Origin of the sequence: Pseudomonas putida (genome assembly GCF_002741075.1) — a bacterium.
In the GTDB taxonomy this organism is placed as follows: domain Bacteria; phylum Pseudomonadota; class Gammaproteobacteria; order Pseudomonadales; family Pseudomonadaceae; genus Aquipseudomonas; species Aquipseudomonas putida_T.
Window position 1 is genome coordinate 1,001,186 of the sequence record NZ_CP016634.1, and the last position, 19,071, is coordinate 1,020,256.

Annotated in this window: 23 protein-coding genes and 2 tRNA genes; 12 read left to right on the forward strand and 13 right to left on the reverse strand. The window is 60.7% G+C overall.

Annotation, left to right across the window (positions count from 1 at the left end):
• Nucleotides 1-146 precede the first annotated feature (146 nt).
• The 4 genes from sohB (at nt 147) to IEC33019_RS05015 (ending at nt 2,590) form a co-directional block, all read left to right on the forward strand.
• Nucleotides 147-1,166, forward strand: coding sequence for a protease SohB (gene sohB / locus IEC33019_RS05000; protein WP_070094272.1), 1,020 nt, complete (start codon nt 147-149; stop codon nt 1,164-1,166).
• A gap of 152 nt (nt 1,167-1,318) precedes the next feature.
• Nucleotides 1,319-1,392: transfer RNA gene (locus IEC33019_RS05005), tRNA-Cys, on the forward strand.
• A 289-nt stretch (nt 1,393-1,681) separates the two neighbouring features.
• Complete coding sequence (locus IEC33019_RS05010) at nt 1,682-1,939, forward strand: hypothetical protein (RefSeq protein WP_070094273.1); 258 nt, start codon at nt 1,682-1,684, stop codon at nt 1,937-1,939.
• Nucleotides 1,940-2,260: 321 nt separating this feature from the next.
• Nucleotides 2,261-2,590 (forward strand): hypothetical protein, encoded by a 330-nt coding sequence (locus IEC33019_RS05015; protein ID WP_081337517.1) that lies wholly within the window; start codon nt 2,261-2,263, stop codon nt 2,588-2,590.
• 765 nt (nt 2,591-3,355) lie between these two features.
• Here IEC33019_RS05015 and IEC33019_RS05020 read toward each other — a convergent pair.
• A complete protein-coding gene (locus tag IEC33019_RS05020; protein WP_070094274.1) occupies nt 3,356-3,943 on the reverse strand; it encodes a hypothetical protein in 588 nt (195 codons plus the stop codon).
• A 293-nt stretch (nt 3,944-4,236) separates the two neighbouring features.
• Nucleotides 4,237-4,911, reverse strand: a complete 675-nt coding sequence (locus IEC33019_RS05025; RefSeq protein WP_070094275.1) for a polysaccharide lyase family 7 protein — start codon at nt 4,909-4,911, stop codon at nt 4,237-4,239.
• A gap of 255 nt (nt 4,912-5,166) precedes the next feature.
• Between IEC33019_RS05025 and IEC33019_RS05030 the strand changes: the two genes are divergently transcribed.
• Nucleotides 5,167-5,355, forward strand: coding sequence for a hypothetical protein (locus IEC33019_RS05030; protein WP_070094276.1), 189 nt, complete (start codon nt 5,167-5,169; stop codon nt 5,353-5,355).
• A 24-nt stretch (nt 5,356-5,379) separates the two neighbouring features.
• Here the strand turns inward: IEC33019_RS05030 and IEC33019_RS05035 are convergent, their stop codons facing one another.
• The 3 genes from IEC33019_RS05035 to IEC33019_RS05045 all read right to left on the reverse strand — a co-directional run bounded on the left by IEC33019_RS05035 (nt 5,380) and on the right by IEC33019_RS05045 (nt 6,300).
• On the reverse strand, nt 5,380-5,793 hold the full coding sequence (locus IEC33019_RS05035; protein WP_070094277.1) for a DoxX family protein: 414 nt from the start codon (nt 5,791-5,793) through the stop codon (nt 5,380-5,382).
• Between the two features lie 102 nt (nt 5,794-5,895).
• Nucleotides 5,896-5,980: transfer RNA gene (locus IEC33019_RS05040), tRNA-Leu, on the reverse strand.
• 107 nt (nt 5,981-6,087) lie between these two features.
• The gene (locus IEC33019_RS05045) at nt 6,088-6,300 is read right to left on the reverse strand and encodes a hypothetical protein (protein ID WP_081337410.1); all 213 of its coding nucleotides are present in this window, start codon (nt 6,298-6,300) and stop codon (nt 6,088-6,090) included.
• A 211-nt stretch (nt 6,301-6,511) separates the two neighbouring features.
• On the opposite strand from IEC33019_RS05045, the gene IEC33019_RS05050 reads away from it, so the two are divergent.
• From IEC33019_RS05050 to IEC33019_RS05060, 3 genes are read left to right on the forward strand one after another with little or no spacing between them, the layout of a single operon-like run.
• Nucleotides 6,512-7,669 carry a two-component system sensor histidine kinase NtrB gene (locus IEC33019_RS05050; RefSeq protein WP_070091612.1) on the forward strand — a complete coding sequence of 386 codons (1,158 nt, stop codon included), beginning with the start codon at nt 6,512-6,514 and terminating at the stop codon, nt 7,667-7,669.
• Between the two features lie 9 nt (nt 7,670-7,678).
• The gene (locus IEC33019_RS05055) at nt 7,679-9,124 is read left to right on the forward strand and encodes an ATPase domain-containing protein (RefSeq protein ID WP_070091611.1); all 1,446 of its coding nucleotides are present in this window, start codon (nt 7,679-7,681) and stop codon (nt 9,122-9,124) included.
• Between the two features lie 12 nt (nt 9,125-9,136).
• Nucleotides 9,137-9,496: a response regulator gene (locus tag IEC33019_RS05060; RefSeq protein ID WP_043211733.1), complete on the forward strand. Its 360-nt coding sequence runs from the start codon at nt 9,137-9,139 to the stop codon at nt 9,494-9,496.
• Between the two features lie 66 nt (nt 9,497-9,562).
• Here the strand turns inward: IEC33019_RS05060 and csrA are convergent, their stop codons facing one another.
• From csrA to IEC33019_RS05100, 8 genes are all read right to left on the reverse strand, one after another.
• A complete protein-coding gene (csrA, locus tag IEC33019_RS05065; protein WP_043211735.1) occupies nt 9,563-9,760 on the reverse strand; it encodes a carbon storage regulator CsrA in 198 nt (65 codons plus the stop codon).
• A 262-nt stretch (nt 9,761-10,022) separates the two neighbouring features.
• Nucleotides 10,023-11,033, reverse strand: a complete 1,011-nt coding sequence (locus IEC33019_RS05070) for a DNA topoisomerase IB (RefSeq protein ID WP_070091610.1) — start codon at nt 11,031-11,033, stop codon at nt 10,023-10,025.
• A gap of 57 nt (nt 11,034-11,090) precedes the next feature.
• Nucleotides 11,091-12,182: a molybdenum ABC transporter ATP-binding protein gene (gene modC, locus IEC33019_RS05075; protein ID WP_070091609.1), complete on the reverse strand. Its 1,092-nt coding sequence runs from the start codon at nt 12,180-12,182 to the stop codon at nt 11,091-11,093.
• Between the two features lies 1 nt (nt 12,183).
• Nucleotides 12,184-12,864 carry a molybdate ABC transporter permease subunit gene (modB, locus tag IEC33019_RS05080; RefSeq protein WP_070091608.1) on the reverse strand — a complete coding sequence of 227 codons (681 nt, stop codon included), beginning with the start codon at nt 12,862-12,864 and terminating at the stop codon, nt 12,184-12,186.
• Nucleotides 12,864-13,622 carry a molybdate ABC transporter substrate-binding protein gene (modA, locus tag IEC33019_RS05085; protein ID WP_099593138.1) on the reverse strand — a complete coding sequence of 253 codons (759 nt, stop codon included), beginning with the start codon at nt 13,620-13,622 and terminating at the stop codon, nt 12,864-12,866. The genes modB and modA overlap by 1 nt, the downstream gene beginning before the upstream one ends.
• A gap of 135 nt (nt 13,623-13,757) precedes the next feature.
• Nucleotides 13,758-14,831 carry an NAD(P)H-dependent flavin oxidoreductase gene (locus IEC33019_RS05090; protein ID WP_070091606.1) on the reverse strand — a complete coding sequence of 358 codons (1,074 nt, stop codon included), beginning with the start codon at nt 14,829-14,831 and terminating at the stop codon, nt 13,758-13,760.
• Between the two features lie 28 nt (nt 14,832-14,859).
• Nucleotides 14,860-15,030 (reverse strand): hypothetical protein, encoded by a 171-nt coding sequence (locus tag IEC33019_RS27490; protein WP_099593139.1) that lies wholly within the window; start codon nt 15,028-15,030, stop codon nt 14,860-14,862.
• 8 nt (nt 15,031-15,038) lie between these two features.
• Entirely contained in the window at nt 15,039-15,341 is a 303-nt protein-coding gene (locus tag IEC33019_RS05100; RefSeq protein WP_070091605.1) for a DUF1883 domain-containing protein, read from the reverse strand.
• A 163-nt stretch (nt 15,342-15,504) separates the two neighbouring features.
• Between IEC33019_RS05100 and IEC33019_RS05105 the strand changes: the two genes are divergently transcribed.
• The 4 genes from IEC33019_RS05105 (at nt 15,505) to IEC33019_RS05120 (ending at nt 19,030) form a co-directional block, all read left to right on the forward strand.
• The gene (locus tag IEC33019_RS05105) at nt 15,505-15,864 is read left to right on the forward strand and encodes a hypothetical protein (RefSeq protein ID WP_070091604.1); all 360 of its coding nucleotides are present in this window, start codon (nt 15,505-15,507) and stop codon (nt 15,862-15,864) included.
• 131 nt (nt 15,865-15,995) lie between these two features.
• The gene (locus IEC33019_RS05110; protein ID WP_070091603.1) at nt 15,996-16,661 is read left to right on the forward strand and encodes a c-type cytochrome; all 666 of its coding nucleotides are present in this window, start codon (nt 15,996-15,998) and stop codon (nt 16,659-16,661) included.
• Entirely contained in the window at nt 16,658-17,572 is a 915-nt protein-coding gene (locus IEC33019_RS05115) for a c-type cytochrome (RefSeq protein WP_070091602.1), read from the forward strand. The genes IEC33019_RS05110 and IEC33019_RS05115 overlap by 4 nt, the downstream gene beginning before the upstream one ends.
• Nucleotides 17,573-17,668: 96 nt before the next feature.
• Nucleotides 17,669-19,030 carry a UDP-glucose dehydrogenase family protein gene (locus IEC33019_RS05120; protein ID WP_070091601.1) on the forward strand — a complete coding sequence of 454 codons (1,362 nt, stop codon included), beginning with the start codon at nt 17,669-17,671 and terminating at the stop codon, nt 19,028-19,030.
• Nucleotides 19,031-19,071 lie beyond the last annotated feature (41 nt).

The window sequence follows — 19,071 nt, forward strand, 5'->3', positions numbered from 1 at the left end:
CACGGGCAGGCGATAAGGACCCAGAAGGACGCCCGAAAGGTGCGCCGCTGAGCCTGCCTCAAGTGCTTCGGAATGTCACAAGACCGTACCAAAGTGTCACAAGCCATGGTAGCGTAGCCCTTTAATTCCGGGCATTGAGGACTACTGTGGAGTTTCTTGCCGAATACGCAAGCTTTCTCGCCAAAACCGCCACCCTGGTGATCGCCATTCTGGTGGTCCTGTCGGCCATCGCTGGCTTGCGGGGCAAGGGGCGGCGCAAATCGGGCGGGCATTTGCAGGTCACCCGTCTCAATGAGTTTTACAAAGAGTTGCGCGAACGCCTGGAGGCAGGGGTGTTCGACAAGGCCCAGCTCAAAGCCCTGCGCAAGCAGCAGGCCAAGGCGGAAAAACAGCAAAAGAAAGATAAGGCTGACGAGAAGAGCCGCGTGTACGTTCTCGATTTCGACGGCGACATCAAAGCCTCGGCCACCGAGAGCCTGCGCAACGAGATCACCGCACTGTTGAGCCTAGCCACGCCCCGGGACGAGGTCGTGTTGCGCCTCGAGAGCGGTGGTGGCCTGGTGCACAGCTATGGTCTGGCTGCCTCGCAACTGGCGCGCATCCGCCAGGCCGGCATTCCGCTCACCGTCTGCATCGACAAGGTTGCGGCAAGCGGCGGCTACATGATGGCCTGTATCGGCGAGAAGATCGTCAGCGCCCCCTTTGCCGTGCTCGGCTCGATCGGTGTGGTGGCTCAATTGCCCAACGTCAATCGCCTCTTGAAGAAGCACGATATCGATTTTGAAGTGCTCACCGCTGGCGAGTACAAACGCACCCTGACGGTGTTCGGCGAGAACACAGAAAAGGGCAGGGAAAAGTTCCAGGAAGACCTGGATATCACTCACCAGTTGTTCAAGGATTTCGTCTCCCGCTATCGCCCTCAGTTGCACATCGATGAGGTCGCCACCGGCGAGGTCTGGTTGGGTGTTGCCGCGCTGAACCGAAAACTGGTCGATGAACTGCGTACCAGCGATGAATACCTGAGCGAGCGGGCCCGTGACGCGAACCTGTTCCACTTGCGCTTTGCCGAGCGCAAGAGTTTGCAGGAGCGGATCGGCGTGGCGGCCAGCAGTACCGTGGAGAACACGCTGGTCGGTCTCTGGAGCAAACTGGGTCGCCTGCGCTAACACCTTGAGCCCCTTGAAGATTTTTTCTAAACAGGGGGTTGCAAGGAGCAACGAATGTAGACATAATGGCGTCCATCGAAACGCAGCAAGCTTGAAAAGCGCTGAAGTTTCAAGGAGATAGCGAAGCGAAAGCTGCTAGCTCCGAACTTTGAGGCCGAGTAGCAAAGTGGTTATGCTCCGGATTGCAAATCCGTCTACGCCGGTTCGATTCCGACCTCGGCCTCCACCATTCAAAACCCCGCAGATCTAGGTCTGCGGGGTTTTTATTTGTGCGCTGGAAAACCTAATCGTTTCCGCATCAAGCTTCCTACTTGGTCGTATCTGACCGCCGCTCCAGCGCGACGATAAGCGCGCTGTTCAATGCCAGGCCAGCGCCAGGGGTGCCCACCCATCCAGCATGGATGGAAAGCCAGTAGCGACCTCCGTTGGGGCGTAGTACGGTCCGCCTTCAACAAACCACCCGGTTCGTTGCCCAATGCCCACGGACCGGGGCTCTCATGACCTGGGAGGGTCGAATGGAAGTCGCTCGAGAGATCAAACAAGAAGAATTGGATGCAGCCTTGGTGGCGTTTGCCCGCTACAAAATTGGAGAGATCAAGATCTTCGACTTGGAGCAGGCGATGAGCTTCGAAGCAGGCGAAGCTCTATCCAGGAGCGGGCTGGTCCGGTTCGCCATTACGAAGATGGTGTCCGGCCGTTATCGCATCAGTGATGAAGGGGAGAATGCGATCACAGAGGCTGGCCGGGATCGCCTTGAGGTGATCCGAGGATAACGCGGCCTTTCGGCGAATCGCCAGGCAACAAAAAGCCCGCTCAATGGCGGGCTCTCTGCGACGGGTGCTGATCCTTCAGCTTGGTAGGATTGTAGGACGAGTCGGTGACAGAATGCTAGATGAAAAAAAGCCCGCCGTAGCGGGCTGAATGTCCCAACATGAACAAAGCTGACTTTATGGTCAGCTTTGTGAAGAAATCGTGAAAGTTCCCGTTCAAACCTTTTCCAAGAGCCTGCCCTTCGAGCGTGTTCTACCTTCGTGGATTGGTGCCCTTTCGGTGTTGATTGCTAGAATCCATTAGCCACTATGGATCTACTGTAAATGCCTAGATTTCCTATTCTCATCTGCTCAACAGTGTTTGTTGCCTTGGCAGGATGCGCATCGCCAGGTCAGCCGACCGGCAGCAAGCTCACTAGCAAGACGCCTGAAGCCTACGCGGCATGCGTACTGCCCAAATGGCAAGCCATGGCGCCACTTACTACGCAAAAATCCATCTCCAACGGATACCGCATCACAGCACCCAGTGCAGTGACCTCAGATGATGTACTTGAGGTGGTCAAGTATCACGAGGGTAGCCGTGCGACATTCTATAAAGGCAGTTTCTTGTCGACCGACAAGATGCGCACGGCGGCAAGAGAGTGTCTGGATTGATGCGTTAAGCCATAGTCTTACTTTGTGCATCAATACAAAAAAACCGGCGCAGTGCCGGTTTTTCGGTAGACGGGGTCAAGTCCCTTTGACGTGATCAATAATGATCGAGTTGCGTGACGCCAGTATGACAGTGTCTACCCCAATAAGGTCTTCAGACCCTTGTTCATGCTTCATGCTCGCCTGAAGTTTTTCCCCTCGCCCTCAGTGGTTCGGATAACTGACGACGTTTATTCGTGATCTCTCCAGGCAGGTGACTGTTAGCGCCACTCGGGGCCTGCGCGGCCATCCAGTTGGTGCGCCGTGGAGGTGATAGTAAATTAGTGGCATTGCATGGGTTGAAAAAGGAATTTCTAGCAATGCTGAGCAAGCTCATAGCAGCCGGTCTTTGTTTATGGACACTTCAGGCAGCGGCCGCCGACGACAAGACCCGCGTACTGGGAGGCTCGAGGCGTTGGCCCCGCAGAGCGGGTGATCGTGGGCATCAGGGCAGGCGAGTTGGTCAAAGCGCCGCGGAGTCTGGCGAATGCCGCCAGCAATCCGATCTCGGTGATATCTTCTCAAGGCAATGCGCCGCTGCTATGCAGCGTCTATGAATCCATGAGACGAAGCGATGGTGTGACCTACGATGTTTCCGTGGCCCTGACTGCGGAAGGTTTCTATTACAAGGGGCGGTAGTGTATCCGCGCTCGTCCAAAACGGCGTTGACATGGCGCTTGGGGGCTCATGTACGCCAGTACACTGCGCGCGCTAGCCCCCATGTTCGGCTCAGAGCTTCGAAATGTCAGATTTAAGTGCTTCGGCGGGCGTTTCATCTGAGGTCATTGCCTGCGCGGGCAGGTTAGAGAGCGTTACGGCATATTTGCTCAGATCATCTTCCTGACGGCGGAAGTTAATCAATACTTTTTCGCCTTGCCAGGACAGGGTCTCTGTCAGATAAGAGGCGCCCGAGTTCATCTTGATCCAGCGGCTCTCTCTCTGGGTTGGCTGGTCAAACTGGTCGGTCAGCATATCGGTAACCAGATACAGGCTATTGGCATTACCGCTGAAGACCAGCTCTTGCAGTTGTCCGTCCACGAGGTTGGCGACCAGATTGTAGCCAGGAGAAATCGGCAGGTAGGGCAGGCCGTGGATCTCATGGCTATTGGGGTTGCTGGTGGCGACCCGGCAGGGGGTAGCCGGTCTAGCCTCATCGGCGGAGCACTCGGGAACCTGCATTAGGAAGTCACCTTGTAGATCGATACCTAGGAACGAGGTCGGCTCTTGCTCCCAAGCATGGGCAGCCTGGTTGGCGGCCAGGCAAGGAAACGTGGCGAGCAGGCTCACTGAGACAGTCAACAGAGGGAGAAACTTCATGGAGTCCATTCTTCGAAGGAAAGTAAAACTCAGGGCTAGGAGGGAGCTGCGCCTATTGCGCGTTTGATGATGTCAATAGGGTACCACCTGACGTATTAAAGAGGAAATTTCCGAATGAGCCTACTGACAGGATCGGATCGTGACTGAGATCACATCTATGTCGCGAGCGCAGGGCGCCGAAAAAGAAAACCCGCCGGGGTAGGCGGGTTGAAAGAACGTACGAAGCAGTTCCAGTGTGCCCAGTAGATTGTCAGAAATTCGTGAAGCGTCTGTTCACAGAGTGTCGATCGCTCTCAAAGATGGCTCAGTTCCAGGCGGCTGATCACACAAGTCGAACCGTCTTCAGGAGGTGTGGCGTCGGTGAAGTCGATCTGGTTGTACACCCCGCCATGAAAGTTGAAGGTCCGTGTGTTCCACGAGCTCCCCAGCAGAAGTATTGGAGAGCGGCCCGTGCGGCCATTGCAGGTTGCGCCGAGGACAACGGCGCCATTGGATGAGACGTCGATGATGATTTCAAGCACCGAGCCCAGCGGCACATCCGCCAGAAGAGTTGTGGTAGGTGCACTCGCCTGATTGAAGTCTTGGCGAAAGCCGTAGGTGAGCTTGCCCTTGTTCCAGAACACTTTGACCGGTGGGCTGTCGTCGTCCTTCACGTGCAATTGGGAAATCACCACCTTCAGCGCCGAATTGACTTTCTGCAACGTGAACTGCTGATAGTTGCGGTGCACGCTGGCGGCGCCCAAGGCCCAGTAGATGGGTTCTTTCCACTCGCAACGAGTGCGATGGGTGCTTTTGCTGGCGGCGCCTTTGGTGGGGGCGGTCAAGCGGATGGAGCCATCGGGTAGTCGGGCGACAACGTCGCTCAAGGTCGCCAGCGCTACGGCGCCCGTGACTTCCAAGGCCACAGGGTTGGTGTCTGACTTGGGGGCAGGGGTGGTGATGATCAGGTTGTCGATGTTCACGGCCATGCGGGGTCTCTCCTTGTAGAAATGACAGGTCCACACTTGTGCGAGCAACGGAACAGGGGGCAAGGTTCCGACAAAGATGTCGGAGAGGGACGAAGGGGGCATAAAAAGAGCCCGCCGGGATGGGCGGGCAAGAACGTTTGAAGGGAGAGACTCGAGACTAGCGGCTGAGCGGTTAAGCGAGCGTTAAGCGGCCAGCGATTGACCTCAACCGATGATCGGCCTATACAGGCGTGCTTTTACTCTGGGAGCCCAACCATGCACGATGAAGACGACCTGCACGAACCCGAGCACGATCATCTGCTCGACCACGAGTTTCTGGAGGAGGATGTCGATCCGGAAGCTGACGCCCATGGTTTGTTGGACGAAGCCGAGGAAGATGAAGCGTTGCTGGATGATTTCGACGATGAGGAGCATCCCGCCTGGCACGACGACGTCGACGATTGAGTCGCCGCGCCAGCGGCGTGGCTGTCAGCGACGGTCCAGAGAGAAGCGCCCAGCGCCGCTCACCGCCAGCAGCAACAGACCGCCGACGATGCTCATGTTTTTCAGGAACTGGGTCATGTTGGCGCTACGCTCTGGGTCGACCATGTTCCAGAACGGGTGGCCGATCAATGCCGTGCCGAGTACGAACAGGGCGAACAGAAAGGCCAGCGGGCGTGTATAGAAGCCCAGGATCAGTAGGGTGCCCACCGCGAACTCCATGATCACTGCGATCGCGGCCGCGAGCATGGGCGCTGGGGCGCCGAGTGAGTTCATGTAGTTTACCGTTCCCTCGAAGCCGGTCAGTTTGCTCCAGCCGGACAGGATGAACAGAATCATCAGCAGTACGCGGGCAAGCAGGATGATGATGTCGCGTTGGCCTTCGAACAGGGAGTAGCGCATGGTGGTGTTCCAGTGAGCGGGGGACATGTTCCACTGTAGCAGCCGGTACACTTTTTGCCGGGCATGAAAAAAGCGCCGCAAGGGCGCTTTATCAGAAGAAGATGGTGCGAGTGGCGGGACTCGAACCCGCAAGGCTCACGCCGACAGATTTTAAGTCTGCTGTGTATACCAATTCCACCACACTCGCACGCTTGAAAGGGTCGTCACGACCGGCGCGCTTCAAGGCAGAAGGGCCTGACAATCAAGCGCGCTTTATAACCCGCCGTTATAGATAAGTCAACCGCACCTGTCCTTTCAGGGGGTTATCGCCTGGGCGATCTGGCGCAAGGTGCAGGCCGACGATTGCAAGCTCTTGGCATGGCTATCCATCGTCTTGGCCTCGCACCCATGCACGCTGTGGCGAAGGTAACGCGCATGTCCGCAAAGCCCGCGGTAGACGTCTTCCAGCTCGGTGGCGGTACGTTGGAGGTCATCCTGCAGGCGCTGCATGCGCAGATTGGCGAGCATCTTCGTTCCTGGCCGTGAAAAAAACGGGGGCACTATAGGGCAATTGCCAGCTGGCTGTCATTGAGCTACTGCACAGCCGTTTGGGATTCAACGCGTTTCAGCGCCTTGCTATAGGGGAACCAAGATCTGTCCGGGCTTGTCTGTGGCTTACATGGGTGCCGGTCCTTGACTACGCTCAGTGGATGGCCTTGGTAGTGCCTGCGGAGTCTGCATGGTTTCCAATGAGCGTTCCGATCAACCGCAAATGCCGCCCAACCGCTACGAACAGTTGGTTCAGTCGGTGGTGGACTATGCCATCTATATGCTCGACCTTTCAGGCAACGTGGTGTCCTGGAACCCTGGGGCGGAACGGATCAAGGGCTACCGTGCCGAGGAAGTGATCGGTCAGCATTTCTCATTGTTCTTCACCGATCAGGACCGCGCCGAAGGCCGTCCGGAGCGCTTGCTCTGCCAGGCCTTGGAGCAAGGTGTGGCACAAGATGAAGGTTGGCGCGTGCGCAAGGACGGCACGCAGTTCTGGGCCCTGGCAGCGCTGGATGTGGTCCGCGACGAAAAGGGCCAGATCGTCGGATTGGCCAAGGTCACACGGGACATCACCGACCGACGCGAGTCCGCCCTGCAACTGGATGCCATCCGTGCCCAGTTGTTCCAGGCTCAGAAGCTCGAGGCCCTGGGGCAACTCACCGGCGGCCTGGCCCACGACTTCAACAACCTGTTGACCATCATTCTGGGGGCATCCCGGCTCGCCTTGGGCAGCAAGGACCCGCAGCGTATCCGCCGGCTGCTCGAACACATCGTCGATGCCGGCGAACGGGGCACGCAGTTGACCCGGCAACTGCTGACGTTCGCCCGTCATCGTCAATTGAGCGCGACGCGTATCGCGCCCGCTGAACTGATCGAGTCTACCCGTGGTCTTCTGCAGCATGGACTGACCCACACCATCGAGCTTGAGGAGTACCTGCAGCCGGATCTTCCGCCGATCGAAGTGGACGCCGGGCAATTGCAGATGGTGTTGCTCAACCTGCTGTTCAACGCTCGTGATGCCATCGATGGCGAGGGGCTCATTCGCCTGGCTGTCACCTGTGTCGATCTGTCTGGCGAAATAGAGGGGCTGCAGGGGCGTTTCGTGCGGTTCGAGGTGCAGGACACAGGCCAAGGCATCGATCCAGAGGTGATGCCGAGGATCTTCGAACCGTTCTTCACCACCAAGCCCTTCGGCAGAGGCACAGGCTTAGGGCTTAGCCAGGTCTATGGCTTCGCCAGGCAGTGCAACGGCGCTATCTGCGTGGACAGCCGGTTAGGCGAGGGTACCTGCATGAGCCTGTACCTGCCCGCATGCCCGGACGTCACTGAACCCGGGCCACAGTGAGTAACTACCATGGCAGAACCACTCAAGCGGTTGGCGACAGGTATCGACGGACTGGACGTGCTGCTCAAGGGCGGCTTGATCGCTGGGGCTTCGTATATCGTCCAGGGGCCGCCGGGGGCGGGCAAGACCATTCTGGCCAACCAGTTGGCGTGCAATCACGTGCGCAGTGGTGGTCGCGTGCTGGTGGCGACCTTGCTCAGCGAGTCGCATGAAAGGCTGTTTCAATACCTATCGACACTGGAATTTTTCGACCCGGCGTTGGTAGGTGACCCGATCCAGTTCGTCAGCGCCTTCGACACCTTGGAGCAGGAAGGGCTTGATGCGGTGGTCAGGCTGCTGCGCCAGGAAATCGCCCGTCAGCAGGCCAGCCTGCTCATCGTCGATGGGCTGCTCAATGCCCGGGTCCGAGCGGAAACCAGCCTCGATACCAAGAAATTCGTCTCCGAACTGCAAGGGCACGCCGCCTTTGCAGGCTGCACCGTGCTGCTGTTGACCAGCGCCCGGCTGCAGGAAGGCAGCCCGGAGCACACGATGGTCGATGGGGTGATCGAGTTGAGTGAGCAACTGCTGGGCAGTCGGGCTGTGCGGCAGATCCAGTTGCGCAAGACCCGTGGCAGTGGCGCGATGTCCGGATTGCACGAATGCCTGATCGACCAGACCGGTTTGCGGGTGTTTCCTCGCCTTGAGGCGCTGTATAGCCACCCCAGCCAGATGGGCAGCGATACGCTCACGCGGGTCAGCACGGGTATCGTCACGCTGGATGAGATGCTTGGCGGTGGCGTGGCCAAGGGCTCGGTCAGCCTGGTCATGGGGCCTTCCGGGATTGGCAAGACGTCACTGGGCCTGGCGTTTCTCGGGCCGTGCAGCCCCGAGGCACCGGGGCTGCACATTGGTTTCTACGAAACACCGGCCCGCCTGCGCCTGAAGGCGGCCGCGCTGGGGCACGACCTTGGCGAGCGTGAACGAGAAGGCAGCTTGGTGTTCTGTTGGCAGACCACTACCGAAGGCCTGTTGGACCAGCTCGGTGGGCACTTGCTTGAGCGTGTCGAGACCCTCGGCGCCCAGCGGGTGGTGATCGACAGCCTGGGGGCATTCAGTCGCCTGGCGTTTGACCCGGTACGGCTCAATGCCTTCTTCCGTGCCTTGACCGGCGAGTTGCGTGCCCGCGACGTCAGTGTGCTGCTGACCTGGGAGATGCGCGATATCTTCGGCTCGGAAATCACCGCACCCGCACCGGATCTTTCGAGCATCGTCGACAACCTGCTCCTGATGCGTTTCGTCGAACTGGAGTCGCAACTGCGGCGCATGGTGTCGGTGCTCAAGGTGCGCGATAGCCATCACGATCCAGCGCTCCACGAGCTGAGCATCGGCCCTCAGGGGATTGCCTTGCGCAAGGCCTTCGAAGGTGCATGCGGCGTGCTGAGCGGCACGCCCGTGCCCCAGGGGAGCGACTGATGGAATAGGACGATGAACACGATTCTGATCGTCGACGATGAATACCTGATAGCCGATATCCTTGGGTTCGCCCTGGAGGATGAAGGCTTTCTGGTGGAGAAGGCGAGCAATGGCCGCAAGGCGCTGGAGGCGCTCAAGGAAAAGCGGGTGGAGTTGGTGATTACCGACTACATGATGCCGCTGCTCAACGGTGAGGAGCTGGTCAAGGCGATCCGTGATGAATTGCAGCTGCCGGACCTGCCGGTCATTCTCATGAGCGGCGCACAGGCCAACCAGGGACGCATCTGCCCCGAACTGTTCGTCGCGGTCTTCGACAAACCCTTCGACATGGACAGGATGATCGCCAAGGTGCGGGAACTGCTAGACACCTGAGACGTGGCCGCCCGCGTGGGCGGACTGAACGGTCAAGCGCGTCCGTGCGACTTGAAGCAAGGTTGTTCAGTGCTGGTCGTCGTTCTTCTCCGGAGCAGGGTTGCCGGCCTGGATACGCTTGAAGATCTCTTCACGATGAACCTGTACATCCTTTGGCGCATCGATGCCGATCCTCACTTGCATCCCTTTGACTCCCAGAATGGTGACTTTGATGTCATCGTCGATGACGATGCTTTCGCCAACCTTGCGGGTGAGTATCAGCATGTAGTTCTCCTTGGTGATGATGAAATCCGCGCGGCCATTTACCGCAGCGGCGGGAGCTTGTCCCTCTTCCTTCTCATTAAAGACGCTTTCCGCGAAGAGTAATTCCCGCGCAGATAAATTCTGTTATCTGTCTTTAGTCGCAGGTGCCGAAACGACCAAGACGGTCAATCAGCGAAGGTGCTCGGTGGCAAGGATAGGGGGCTTACGCTCAGATGGGAAATTTCTCTGTTTGATAGTTCAAATAGAGACGGGCAATCGTTGATTAATTCCCTATTTCTTGCAGAAAGCGAAGTAAGGCAGCTTCCTCTGCTTCCAGGCCCTGGCGCGCCCTGGCCCTGGGTAGAGCGGCCAGTCGGCCGAGCTGATAATGCTCGAGCACCGCAGGGTGAATGTAGCAGCGCCGGCACACCGCAGGGGTATTGCCCAGGCGCGTGGCGACCTGCCGGACAATGGCGGCAACCTGGCGCCGGGCTTCACTTTCTGGCTGCCAGGCCAGGGGTCGCAACAGATCCAGCGCCAGGGCACTGCCGGCCCAGGTGCGGTAGTCCTTGGCGGTGAAGTCGGCGCCGGTGAGCTGCTGCAGGAATTGATTGACCTCACTCGAACCCACGGCATGTCGCTGGCCCTGCTCGTCCAGGTACTGGAACAGGGTTTGTCCCGGAAGTTCCAGGCAACGCTTGATCAGTCGTGCCAGACGTCGGTCGCGCAGGCTGACGTTATGTTCGACGCCCCGCTTGCCGCGAAACTGAAAGCGCACGGTACTGCCTTCGACCTGTACATGCCGGTTACGCAAGGTGGTCAGGCCGTAGGACTTGTTTTCCCGCAGGTACTGGCGATTGCCGATACGGATCAGCGTGGTGTCGAGCAGGCTGACCACCAAGGCCATGACTTTTTCCCGATCAAGCCCTGGACGCGCCAGATGGCCATCCAGTTGCCGGCGCAATTTGGGCAGCGCCTGGGCAAAGGCCAGCATGCGGTCGTACTTGTGCTGGTCACGCAGTTCGCGCCATTGGGTGTGATAGCGATACTGCTTGCGCCCCCGGCTATCGCGGCCTGTGGCTTGTAGGTGGCCCTGGGGATCGGGGCAGATCCAGACCTCGGTATAGGCAGGGGGGATCACCAGGGCGGCGATACGTGCCAGCGTCTGGGCGTCGCGTATGCGTTTGCCTTCGGTGTCGAAATAATGAAAGCGATCGCGCCAGCGGCGCCGGGTCAGGCCGGGCTGACTGTCGTCGACATAGTGCAGGGCCTGGAGCAGTGGGCAATCGAGCATGGGGCAATGTCCATCGACCGGTCACAGGACAATGGACAACGACCGCCCGGCCAATGCTCAGCTCAGTAGCGCCACTGACTTGATCTGGGCCCACAGGGCCTGGCCTGGATGCAAGTCGAGCTGGTCCGCCGAGTAGCGGGTGATGCGCGCCAGCAACGCATTGCCCGCTGCATCCAGGCTCACCAGCACATGGGCGGGATTGTCGGCGGGGCGCCATTGCAGGACCTGCACCGGCAGGCGGTTGAGGATGCTCGAGGTGCTATCGGCGGTCAGCGCGAGGCTGACATCGCGAGCCTGCACCTTGAGCCTCAGGCTGCTGCCGAGCACCAAGGCAGGGTGGGCGATGCGCAACATAGGGCCGGTATTACCGCTCAGGCGCAGATCGAACAGTTCGTAGTGCGGGTCATGACCGACGACAACTCCCTCGAGCACCACGCCGGCGTCCTCGCCTTGAGCCAGTGGCAGGTCGAGGCGGGTCAGGGTTTCGCTGATCGGGCCGCTGGCAAGTGCCCGGCCCTGTTCGAGCAGTACCAGGTGGTCGGCCAGCCGCGCCACTTCATCCTGAGCGTGGCTGACGTACACCACGGGGATTTCCAGTTCGTCGTGCAAACGCTCCAGGTACGGCAGGATCTCGCGTTTACGTGGGGCATCGAGGGCTGCCAGCGGTTCGTCCATCAATAGCAGGCGCGGGCTGCTGAGCAGGGCGCGGGCGATACCGACCCGTTGGGCCTCGCCACCGGAGAGTGTCGCGGGGCGGCGCTCGAGCAGAGGCGCGATGCCCAGCAGCTCACAGGCGTGCTCCAGGCTGACCCGGCGTTCGGTGTTGAGTATGCGGCGCCAGCCGAACTCCAAGTTGCCGCGCACCGACAGGTGAGGGAACAGGCTGGCCTCCTGGAACACATAACCCACCGGCCGCTTGTGCGCTGCAAGAAAATAGCCTTTGGCGGTGTCCTCCCAGACTTCGCCGTTGACTTCGATGTAGGCATGTCGGGCGCGCTCAAGCCCGGCCAGGCAGCGCAGGCAGGATGTCTTGCCCGAGCCTGAATGGCCGAACAGGGCACTGACGCCGCGACCCGGCAGGTGCAGGTCGACGTCCAGGGTGAACTCGCCGCGCGCCAGGTTCAGGCGCGCCAGGATCGGTGAAGGCATTTCAGCTCCAGCCTGTTTTGCCACGGCGGCCAGCATAGAGCATTAGCAGCACCACGAAGGAGAACACCAGCATGACGCCCGCCAGCCAATGGGCCTGGGGATACGCCATCGCCTCGACATGATCGAAGATCTGCACCGAGACCACGCGCGTCTTGTCGGGAATGTTGCCGCCGATCATCAGCACCACGCCGAACTCTCCGACGGTATGGGCGAAGCCCAGGACACTGGCGGTGACAAAGCCGGGCCGGGCGAGCGGCAATACGACATGAACGAAGGTATCCCAGGGGCTGGCGCGCAAGGTCGCGGCAACTTCCAGCGGACGCTGGCCGATGGCGCTGAAGGCATTTTGCAGCGGCTGGACCACGAAGGGCATGGAATACACCACCGAGCCGATCACCAGCCCGGTGAAGCTGAATACCACGCTGCCCAGCCCCAATGCTTGAGTAGCCTGGCCTATCCAACCGTACGGGCCGAGGACGATCAGCAGGTAGAAGCCGATCACCGTGGGCGGCAGCACCAGCGGCAGGGCTACCACCGCACCGATGGGGCCGCGCAGCCACGAGCGTGTGCGCGCTAACCACCAGGCGATGGGCGTGCCCAACACTAATAGGATCAAGGTGGTCAGGCTGGCCAGCTTGAGGGTCAGCCAGATCGCACCCAGGTCACTGGTGTCCAGTGGCATCAGATTTCGTAACCGTAGGACTTGATCACCGCAGCCGCTTTCGGCCCCTTGAGGTAATCGACCAGGGCCTTGGCGGCAGGGTTGTCCTTGCCTTTTTCGAGGATCACCGCGTCCTGGCGGATCGGTTCGTGCAACTGCGCCGGCACGATCCACGCCGAACCGCTCTGCACCTTGCCATCTTTGTAGATCTGCGACAGGGCGACGAAGCCCAGTTCGGCATTGCCGGTGGAGACGAACTGATAGGCCTGGGTGATGTTCTGGCCTTCGACCCACTTGGCCTGGGTGGCCTCGGTCAGCTTGAGCTTGTCCAGCACTTGGGTGGCGGCCAGGCCATAGGGCGCGGTCTTGGGGTTGGCGATGGCCAGGTGCTGGAAGGTGTTCTGCTTGAGGATCTCGCCTTTGTCGTCGACGTAGCCGGGTTTGGCCGACCACAAGGCCAGGGTGCCGATGGCGTAGGTGAAGCGCGAGCCGGGGACGATGGCCTTTTCCTGTTCGAGCTTGGCCGGTGTGCTGTCGTCGGCGGCGAGGAAGACCTCGAACGGGGCGCCGTTCTTGATCTGCGCGTAGAACTGGCCGGTGGCGCCGTAGGCGGCTACCAGTGTGTGGCCGGTGTCTTTCTCGAAGTCCTGGGCGATGGCCTGGATGGGGGCGGTGAAGTTGGCGGCGACGGCCACCTGGACTTCATCGGCCCAGGCGTTGTTGAGCGTGATCAAGCTGGCCAGGGCGCTGAAGGTCAAGTGAGGCGGGCGGATGCGCATGCAGAAGGGCTCCTCGGGGCAGATTATCGTTATGGTGCTGACTATATAGCGACAAGTGGCCTTACAGGAAGAGCTGGGATGCAGGTGCGGGTATGTCCCGCGATGGCGTCAGTGCGCAAAGCGAAGCGGAACAGCTCAGTGCCCGATCTGTTGCAGTGCCTTGTCGGCAATCTCCCGGGTCAGCTCGCTTGCTGAACGGTGCCGACCCAGGCGTAGCGCCTGCCCGGCCCACAGGTTGCTGAAATCGCTGTTGCCCTGTGGATCGCGAATCGCCCTGAGCGGCATCAAGGCACCGCCTGCGAGCGGAAACCGCGGTGCCAACGGGCTCATCGGCCCCAGTTCGCGCATGATGCGATTGTTGATGCCCCGTGCCGGGCGGCCAGTGAACAGGTTGGTCAGAGCAGTATCGCTGGCTGGCGCGTGGTCCAGTGCCTGGCGATGGGCGGCCGATACCTTGGCCTCCGGGCAGAACAGATAAGCGGTGCCGACCTGCACCGCCGAAGCGCCCAGTGCCAGGGCGGCCACCAGCCCGCGATGATCACCGATGCCGCCTGCGGCGATCACAGGGATGCGCACGGCATCCGCTACCTGGGGCACCAGCGCGAACGTACCGATCTGGCTGGTGATGTCGTCGCTCAGGAACATGCCTCGATGCCCGCCAGCCTCGTAGCCCATGGCGATGATCGCATCGCAGCCGTTGGCCTCGAGCCAGAGGGCTTCTTCTATCGTGGTGGCGCTGGACAGCACCCGGGCACCGGTAGCCTTCACCCGCTGCACCAGCTCGGCCTGGGGCAGGCCGAAATGAAAGCTCACCACCTCGGGACGCAGTTGCTCCACCCACTGGCAACTTTGCTCGTCGAAAGGCGCCCGGTTGGACACTGGTGTCGGCGCCTCGAAGTCCGCCCCGACTTCGTCGTAATAAGGCTTGAGCGCCTGTTTCCAGCGTGCATCGCGCTCCGGGTCAGGCATCGGCGGCTGATGGCAGAAAAAGTTGAGATTCAGTGGGCCCTGGCAACTGGCACGAAAGGCCTGGACTTCGCTGTGGACCTGCTTTGCGGTGAGCATGGCGCAGGGCAGGGCGCCTAGTCCGCCGGCATTGCCGACAGCGATGGCCATGGCCGAGCCGGTGGCTCCGGCCATGGGCGCCTGGAGGATGGGCAACTGGATGCCCAGCAGGTCGAGGATACGACGGTCGGGCCAGGTGCTCATGCGCGACTCCTTGGGCGGTGGGGCGGGGTTACAGGGCCTTGCTGACCTGGATGTCGCTGATCTTCTCGGCGTCGTCGCCGTGGATCCTGCGCAGCGCTTCGAGTGCCTGCTCATGGGAGGCGTCAGGCATCAGGGCGAAGTCCCAACGGCGCTCGCCGTCGAGCTTGTACTTGATCACGTATTTGATGGTTTGGGTCATGACGGGCCTTAGACGAGTTTGGACGACGAGCGGCGGATGATCTTGATCTTGTGGGTGAAGGTCGGCTTGCGTGTTACCGAGATCGGGCGCGGGCTCACGGTGTCGATGGTGATGTTCCAGAAACCGGTGCTGGGTACGGTGATCTTGGCTGGGAACTTGATGAAGTGGCCACCGTGGTAGGTGTGCCGGCCGCCGTTCTTGAAGCTGCGGAAGTTGGCGTCATTCATCAGGCGGATGTTGCAGCGCTGGGAGCAGTCGATGACGACCACGTCGTCCTCGTTCAGGTGCTCGCGCTGGTGTACGAATTTCATGGGGTGCTCCGCAAGGATTGGTTCTGCAAACATGAACGATACCACGATGTCAGGGTAGACTTGCGCGCGAGATGGTCGGGCCCAAGATAAATCTGCCAAAGCAGGGAGCAAATCAGCCTGACGGTGGTCAAAGCGTTTCTCGATGAAGGAAGGGGTAATGCGAATGAAGTGGTTGGTGCCCGCGATGCTGGTGGCATTGGGCGGCTGTGTCAGTGTTTCGGAGCTGGAGCAATCGCGCGAAACCCTGGATGTGATCTCTGGCAAGACGCCGCGCCAATACGCCGATTGCGTCAAGAGCAGGTTGGCCGATAGCCGTGATCCGCTGGTCGAAGAAGCCCGTGGCGATGGCCTGCGTTTGATCGTTCCGCAGAAAGTACCGACAAGTGTCGGTCCTGCCGCGCTGGTGGATATCGACAAGCGTGGCAGTGGCAGCAGCATCAAATTGCATGAGCGGTTGAACAACTTTCCGCTGCGTCTGGGCGATGTGCGTACTGCCGCGACCCAGTGCATCTCCGGCTCTTGATCCAGCTCAGCAAATGAGCAGTTAGCAGGCGCAATGCCATTTTCTTGCCCGGTGAACGTTGTCGGTCCCCGGAGATAGGCCTAGTCTCATTCTAGGCTTATATCGTTTAAGCCTAAGCTTATAACAAGGAAATGGAGCGTCCCGTGAACAAACCGTTGAGTCGTGTCGTGATCGGCAGCCTGCTGATCTTGGCTTGGCCCTCGGCGCATGCCGTCGATGGCCAGAAGATCTTCACCCAAGGCGGGCAGAACCCCGCCGCCATGGCTTGCCTGGGCTGCCATGGCCCGGATGGCAAAGGCATCGCCGCCGCCGGTTTTCCGCGCCTGGCCGGTCTGCCAGCCGGCTACCTCAGCAAGCAACTGATGGATTTTCGCAGTGGCAGCCGCAAGCAGGCGGTCATGGAGCCGCTTGCCAAGGCGTTGGGTGAGGACGAAATCAAAGCTGTCAGCACCTACCTGGCCAGTTTGCCGGCCGACCCCGCCCCAGACCTTCGCCGTCAGCAGATCGCCAACGACCCGGTGTCCCGTCTGGCCCTCTATGGCGACTGGAGCCGGCAGATACCCGGTTGCGTGCAATGCCATGGGCCAGGTGGCGTCGGCGTTGGCGAGCACTTCCCACCGCTGACGGGACAACCCGCCGCCTATCTGACGACACAACTCAATGCCTGGCGTGACGGCAGTCGCAGCAACGACCCCAACCAGTTGATGGTCGGCGTGGCCAAGGCCATGACCGAGGATGAGGTCAAGGCCATCGCCGCATTCTTTGCCCAGCCCGCCCGCCAGGAGGCCAAGCCATGAAGCCGATGATCCCGACTGTGTTGCTGTTGGCCTTAGGCAACGTCCAGGCTGCCCCTATCGCCATGGAAGACCAATCCCAGCTCAAAGTGCCCGGCAGCCAGGCACCTGCGGTGTTCGCGCCGCCCTCAGAGCGTGACCTGCCTGACAACGCGTTCGGCAAGATGGTCCGCGAGGGCCATGCACTGTTCGTCGATACCCGCCGGCTGATGCCTGAAGCGGTCGGTAACGGCATGAACTGCAGCAACTGCCACTTGGACCAAGGGCGTCTGGCGCATTCCGCGCCGCTGTGGGGCGCCTATCCGATGTATCCGGCGTATCGCAAGAAAAACGACAAGGTCAACACCTTCGCCGAACGCATCCAGGGCTGTTTCCAGTTCAGCATGAACGGCACGCCGCCGGCGGCCGACAGCCCACAGATGACCGCCCTCAGCGTGTATGCCTATTGGCTGTCGACCCAGGCGCCGACGGGCGTGGAAACACCAGGGCGTGGTTACCCGGAAGTAGCCCCACCGGCCGGCGGCTATGACTTCAAGCGCGGCGAGCAGGTCTATGGCGAGCAATGTGCGATCTGCCATGGCGAGCAGGGCCAGGGCCAGAAAGTGGCAGGCGAGTATGTGATGCCACCCTTGTGGGGCAAGGACTCCTACAACTGGGGGGCTGGCATGCATCGGATCAATACGGCCGCGTCGTTCATCAAGCACAACATGCCCCTGGGCCGCGCCGGTAGCCTCAGCGACCAACAGGCCTGGGACGTGGCGGCCTGGATCAATCGCCATGAGCGGCCACAGGACCCACGGCTGGTGGACGGCTCGATCGAGAAGACCCGGGTGAAGTTCCATGCCAACGATGGCGTCAACCTGTATGGGCAAAAGGTTGACGGCGTGTTGATTGGGCAGGGCACCGGAGGCTGACACACGCCCCTGTCACACGCGTGACCTCGCGCTGTCACTGCCTTGCAACGGTGCCTGGGGTGCAATGGCCGCAATCTTCGACAAGGGGGCGCGGCCATGGAACTCTGTGTGATCGGAGCGGGGTATGTGGGGTTGGTCACGGCGGCCTGTTTCGCCGAAATGGGCAACCGCGTGGTCTGTCTCGAGCGTGATCAGGCCCGCCTGGCGCAATTACGCCAGGGCCAGTGCCCGATCTACGAGCCCGGCCTGCAAGCGCTGCTGCAGGCCGGCATGGACAGCGGGTCGTTGAGTTTCAGCGACCATTGGGACCAGGCCCTGGCGCGCGCCGAGGTGGTCTTCATCGCCGTCGGTACGCCCAGCCAGGAGGACGGTTCGGCTGACCTGGATTACGTACTGGCGGTTGCCGATAGCCTCGGACGGCACCTTCCGCGCGCGTGCCTGGTGGTGAACAAATCGACGGTCCCGGTGGGCACCGCCGAGCGGGTCGCTCGACACATCGCCAGCGGCTTGCACGCGCGAGGTGCGCGGTTCGGCGTGCAGGTGGCGAGCAATCCGGAGTTTCTCAAGGAAGGCAGCGCCGTCGACGACTTCATGCGTCCGGACCGCGTCATCATCGGCAGCGACAGCGAGCAGGCCAGTCGGTGCCTGCAGCGTCTCTACAGCCCGTTCGTGCGCAACCGCGAGCGCGTGCTGCTGATGTCGCCGCGTGCGGCCGAGTTCAGCAAATATGCGGCAAATGCTTTCCTTGCAACGCGTATTTCATTCATCAACGAACTGGCCGGGCTCTGTGCGCACCTGGATGTGGACATCGAGCAGGTACGCCGTGGTATCGGCAGTGATACGCGTATTGGCAGTCACTTCATCTATGCCGGCTGCGGCTATGGCGGTTCGTGCTTCCCCAAGGACGTGCGCGCCTTGATCCACTGCGCCGAGCAGGCCGGATACCAACCCGCGATCCTGCAGGCAGTGCAGGCGCGTAACGAAGTGCAGAAGACCGTGCTGTTCGAAGCGCTGCATCAGCACTTCGGTGGTTTTCTGCGTGGGCGCACCGTGGCGATCTGGGGGTTGTCCTTCAAGCCCGGTACCGATGATGTGCGCGAGGCGCCCAGCTTGGTGCTGCTCGAGGCATTACTGGCCGCAGGCGTGCGGGTCCAGGCCTGCGACCCGGCGGCGATGGAGAGGGTTGCCGAGCGCTACCGGCACGCGACGGCCAGCGGCCAGTTGCGCCTCACTCAGGACCCCTACGCCTGTGCCGAAGGCGCGGACGCGCTGGTGCTGGTGACGGAATGGAAGCAGTTCCGCCAGCCGGATTTTGCACGTGTGCGAGGGCTGATGCGCATGCCGGTGCTGTTCGATGGCCGCAATATTTACGATCCGTCGGAACTATCTACACTAGGTTATCTCTATCATGGCATCGGTCGGCCAGGGGCAGGGCATTGTAAGGTGACCGCCGCCTGATTAGACTGCGCCGAACTCCACAGGCCCAGCCTTTGTTTAAG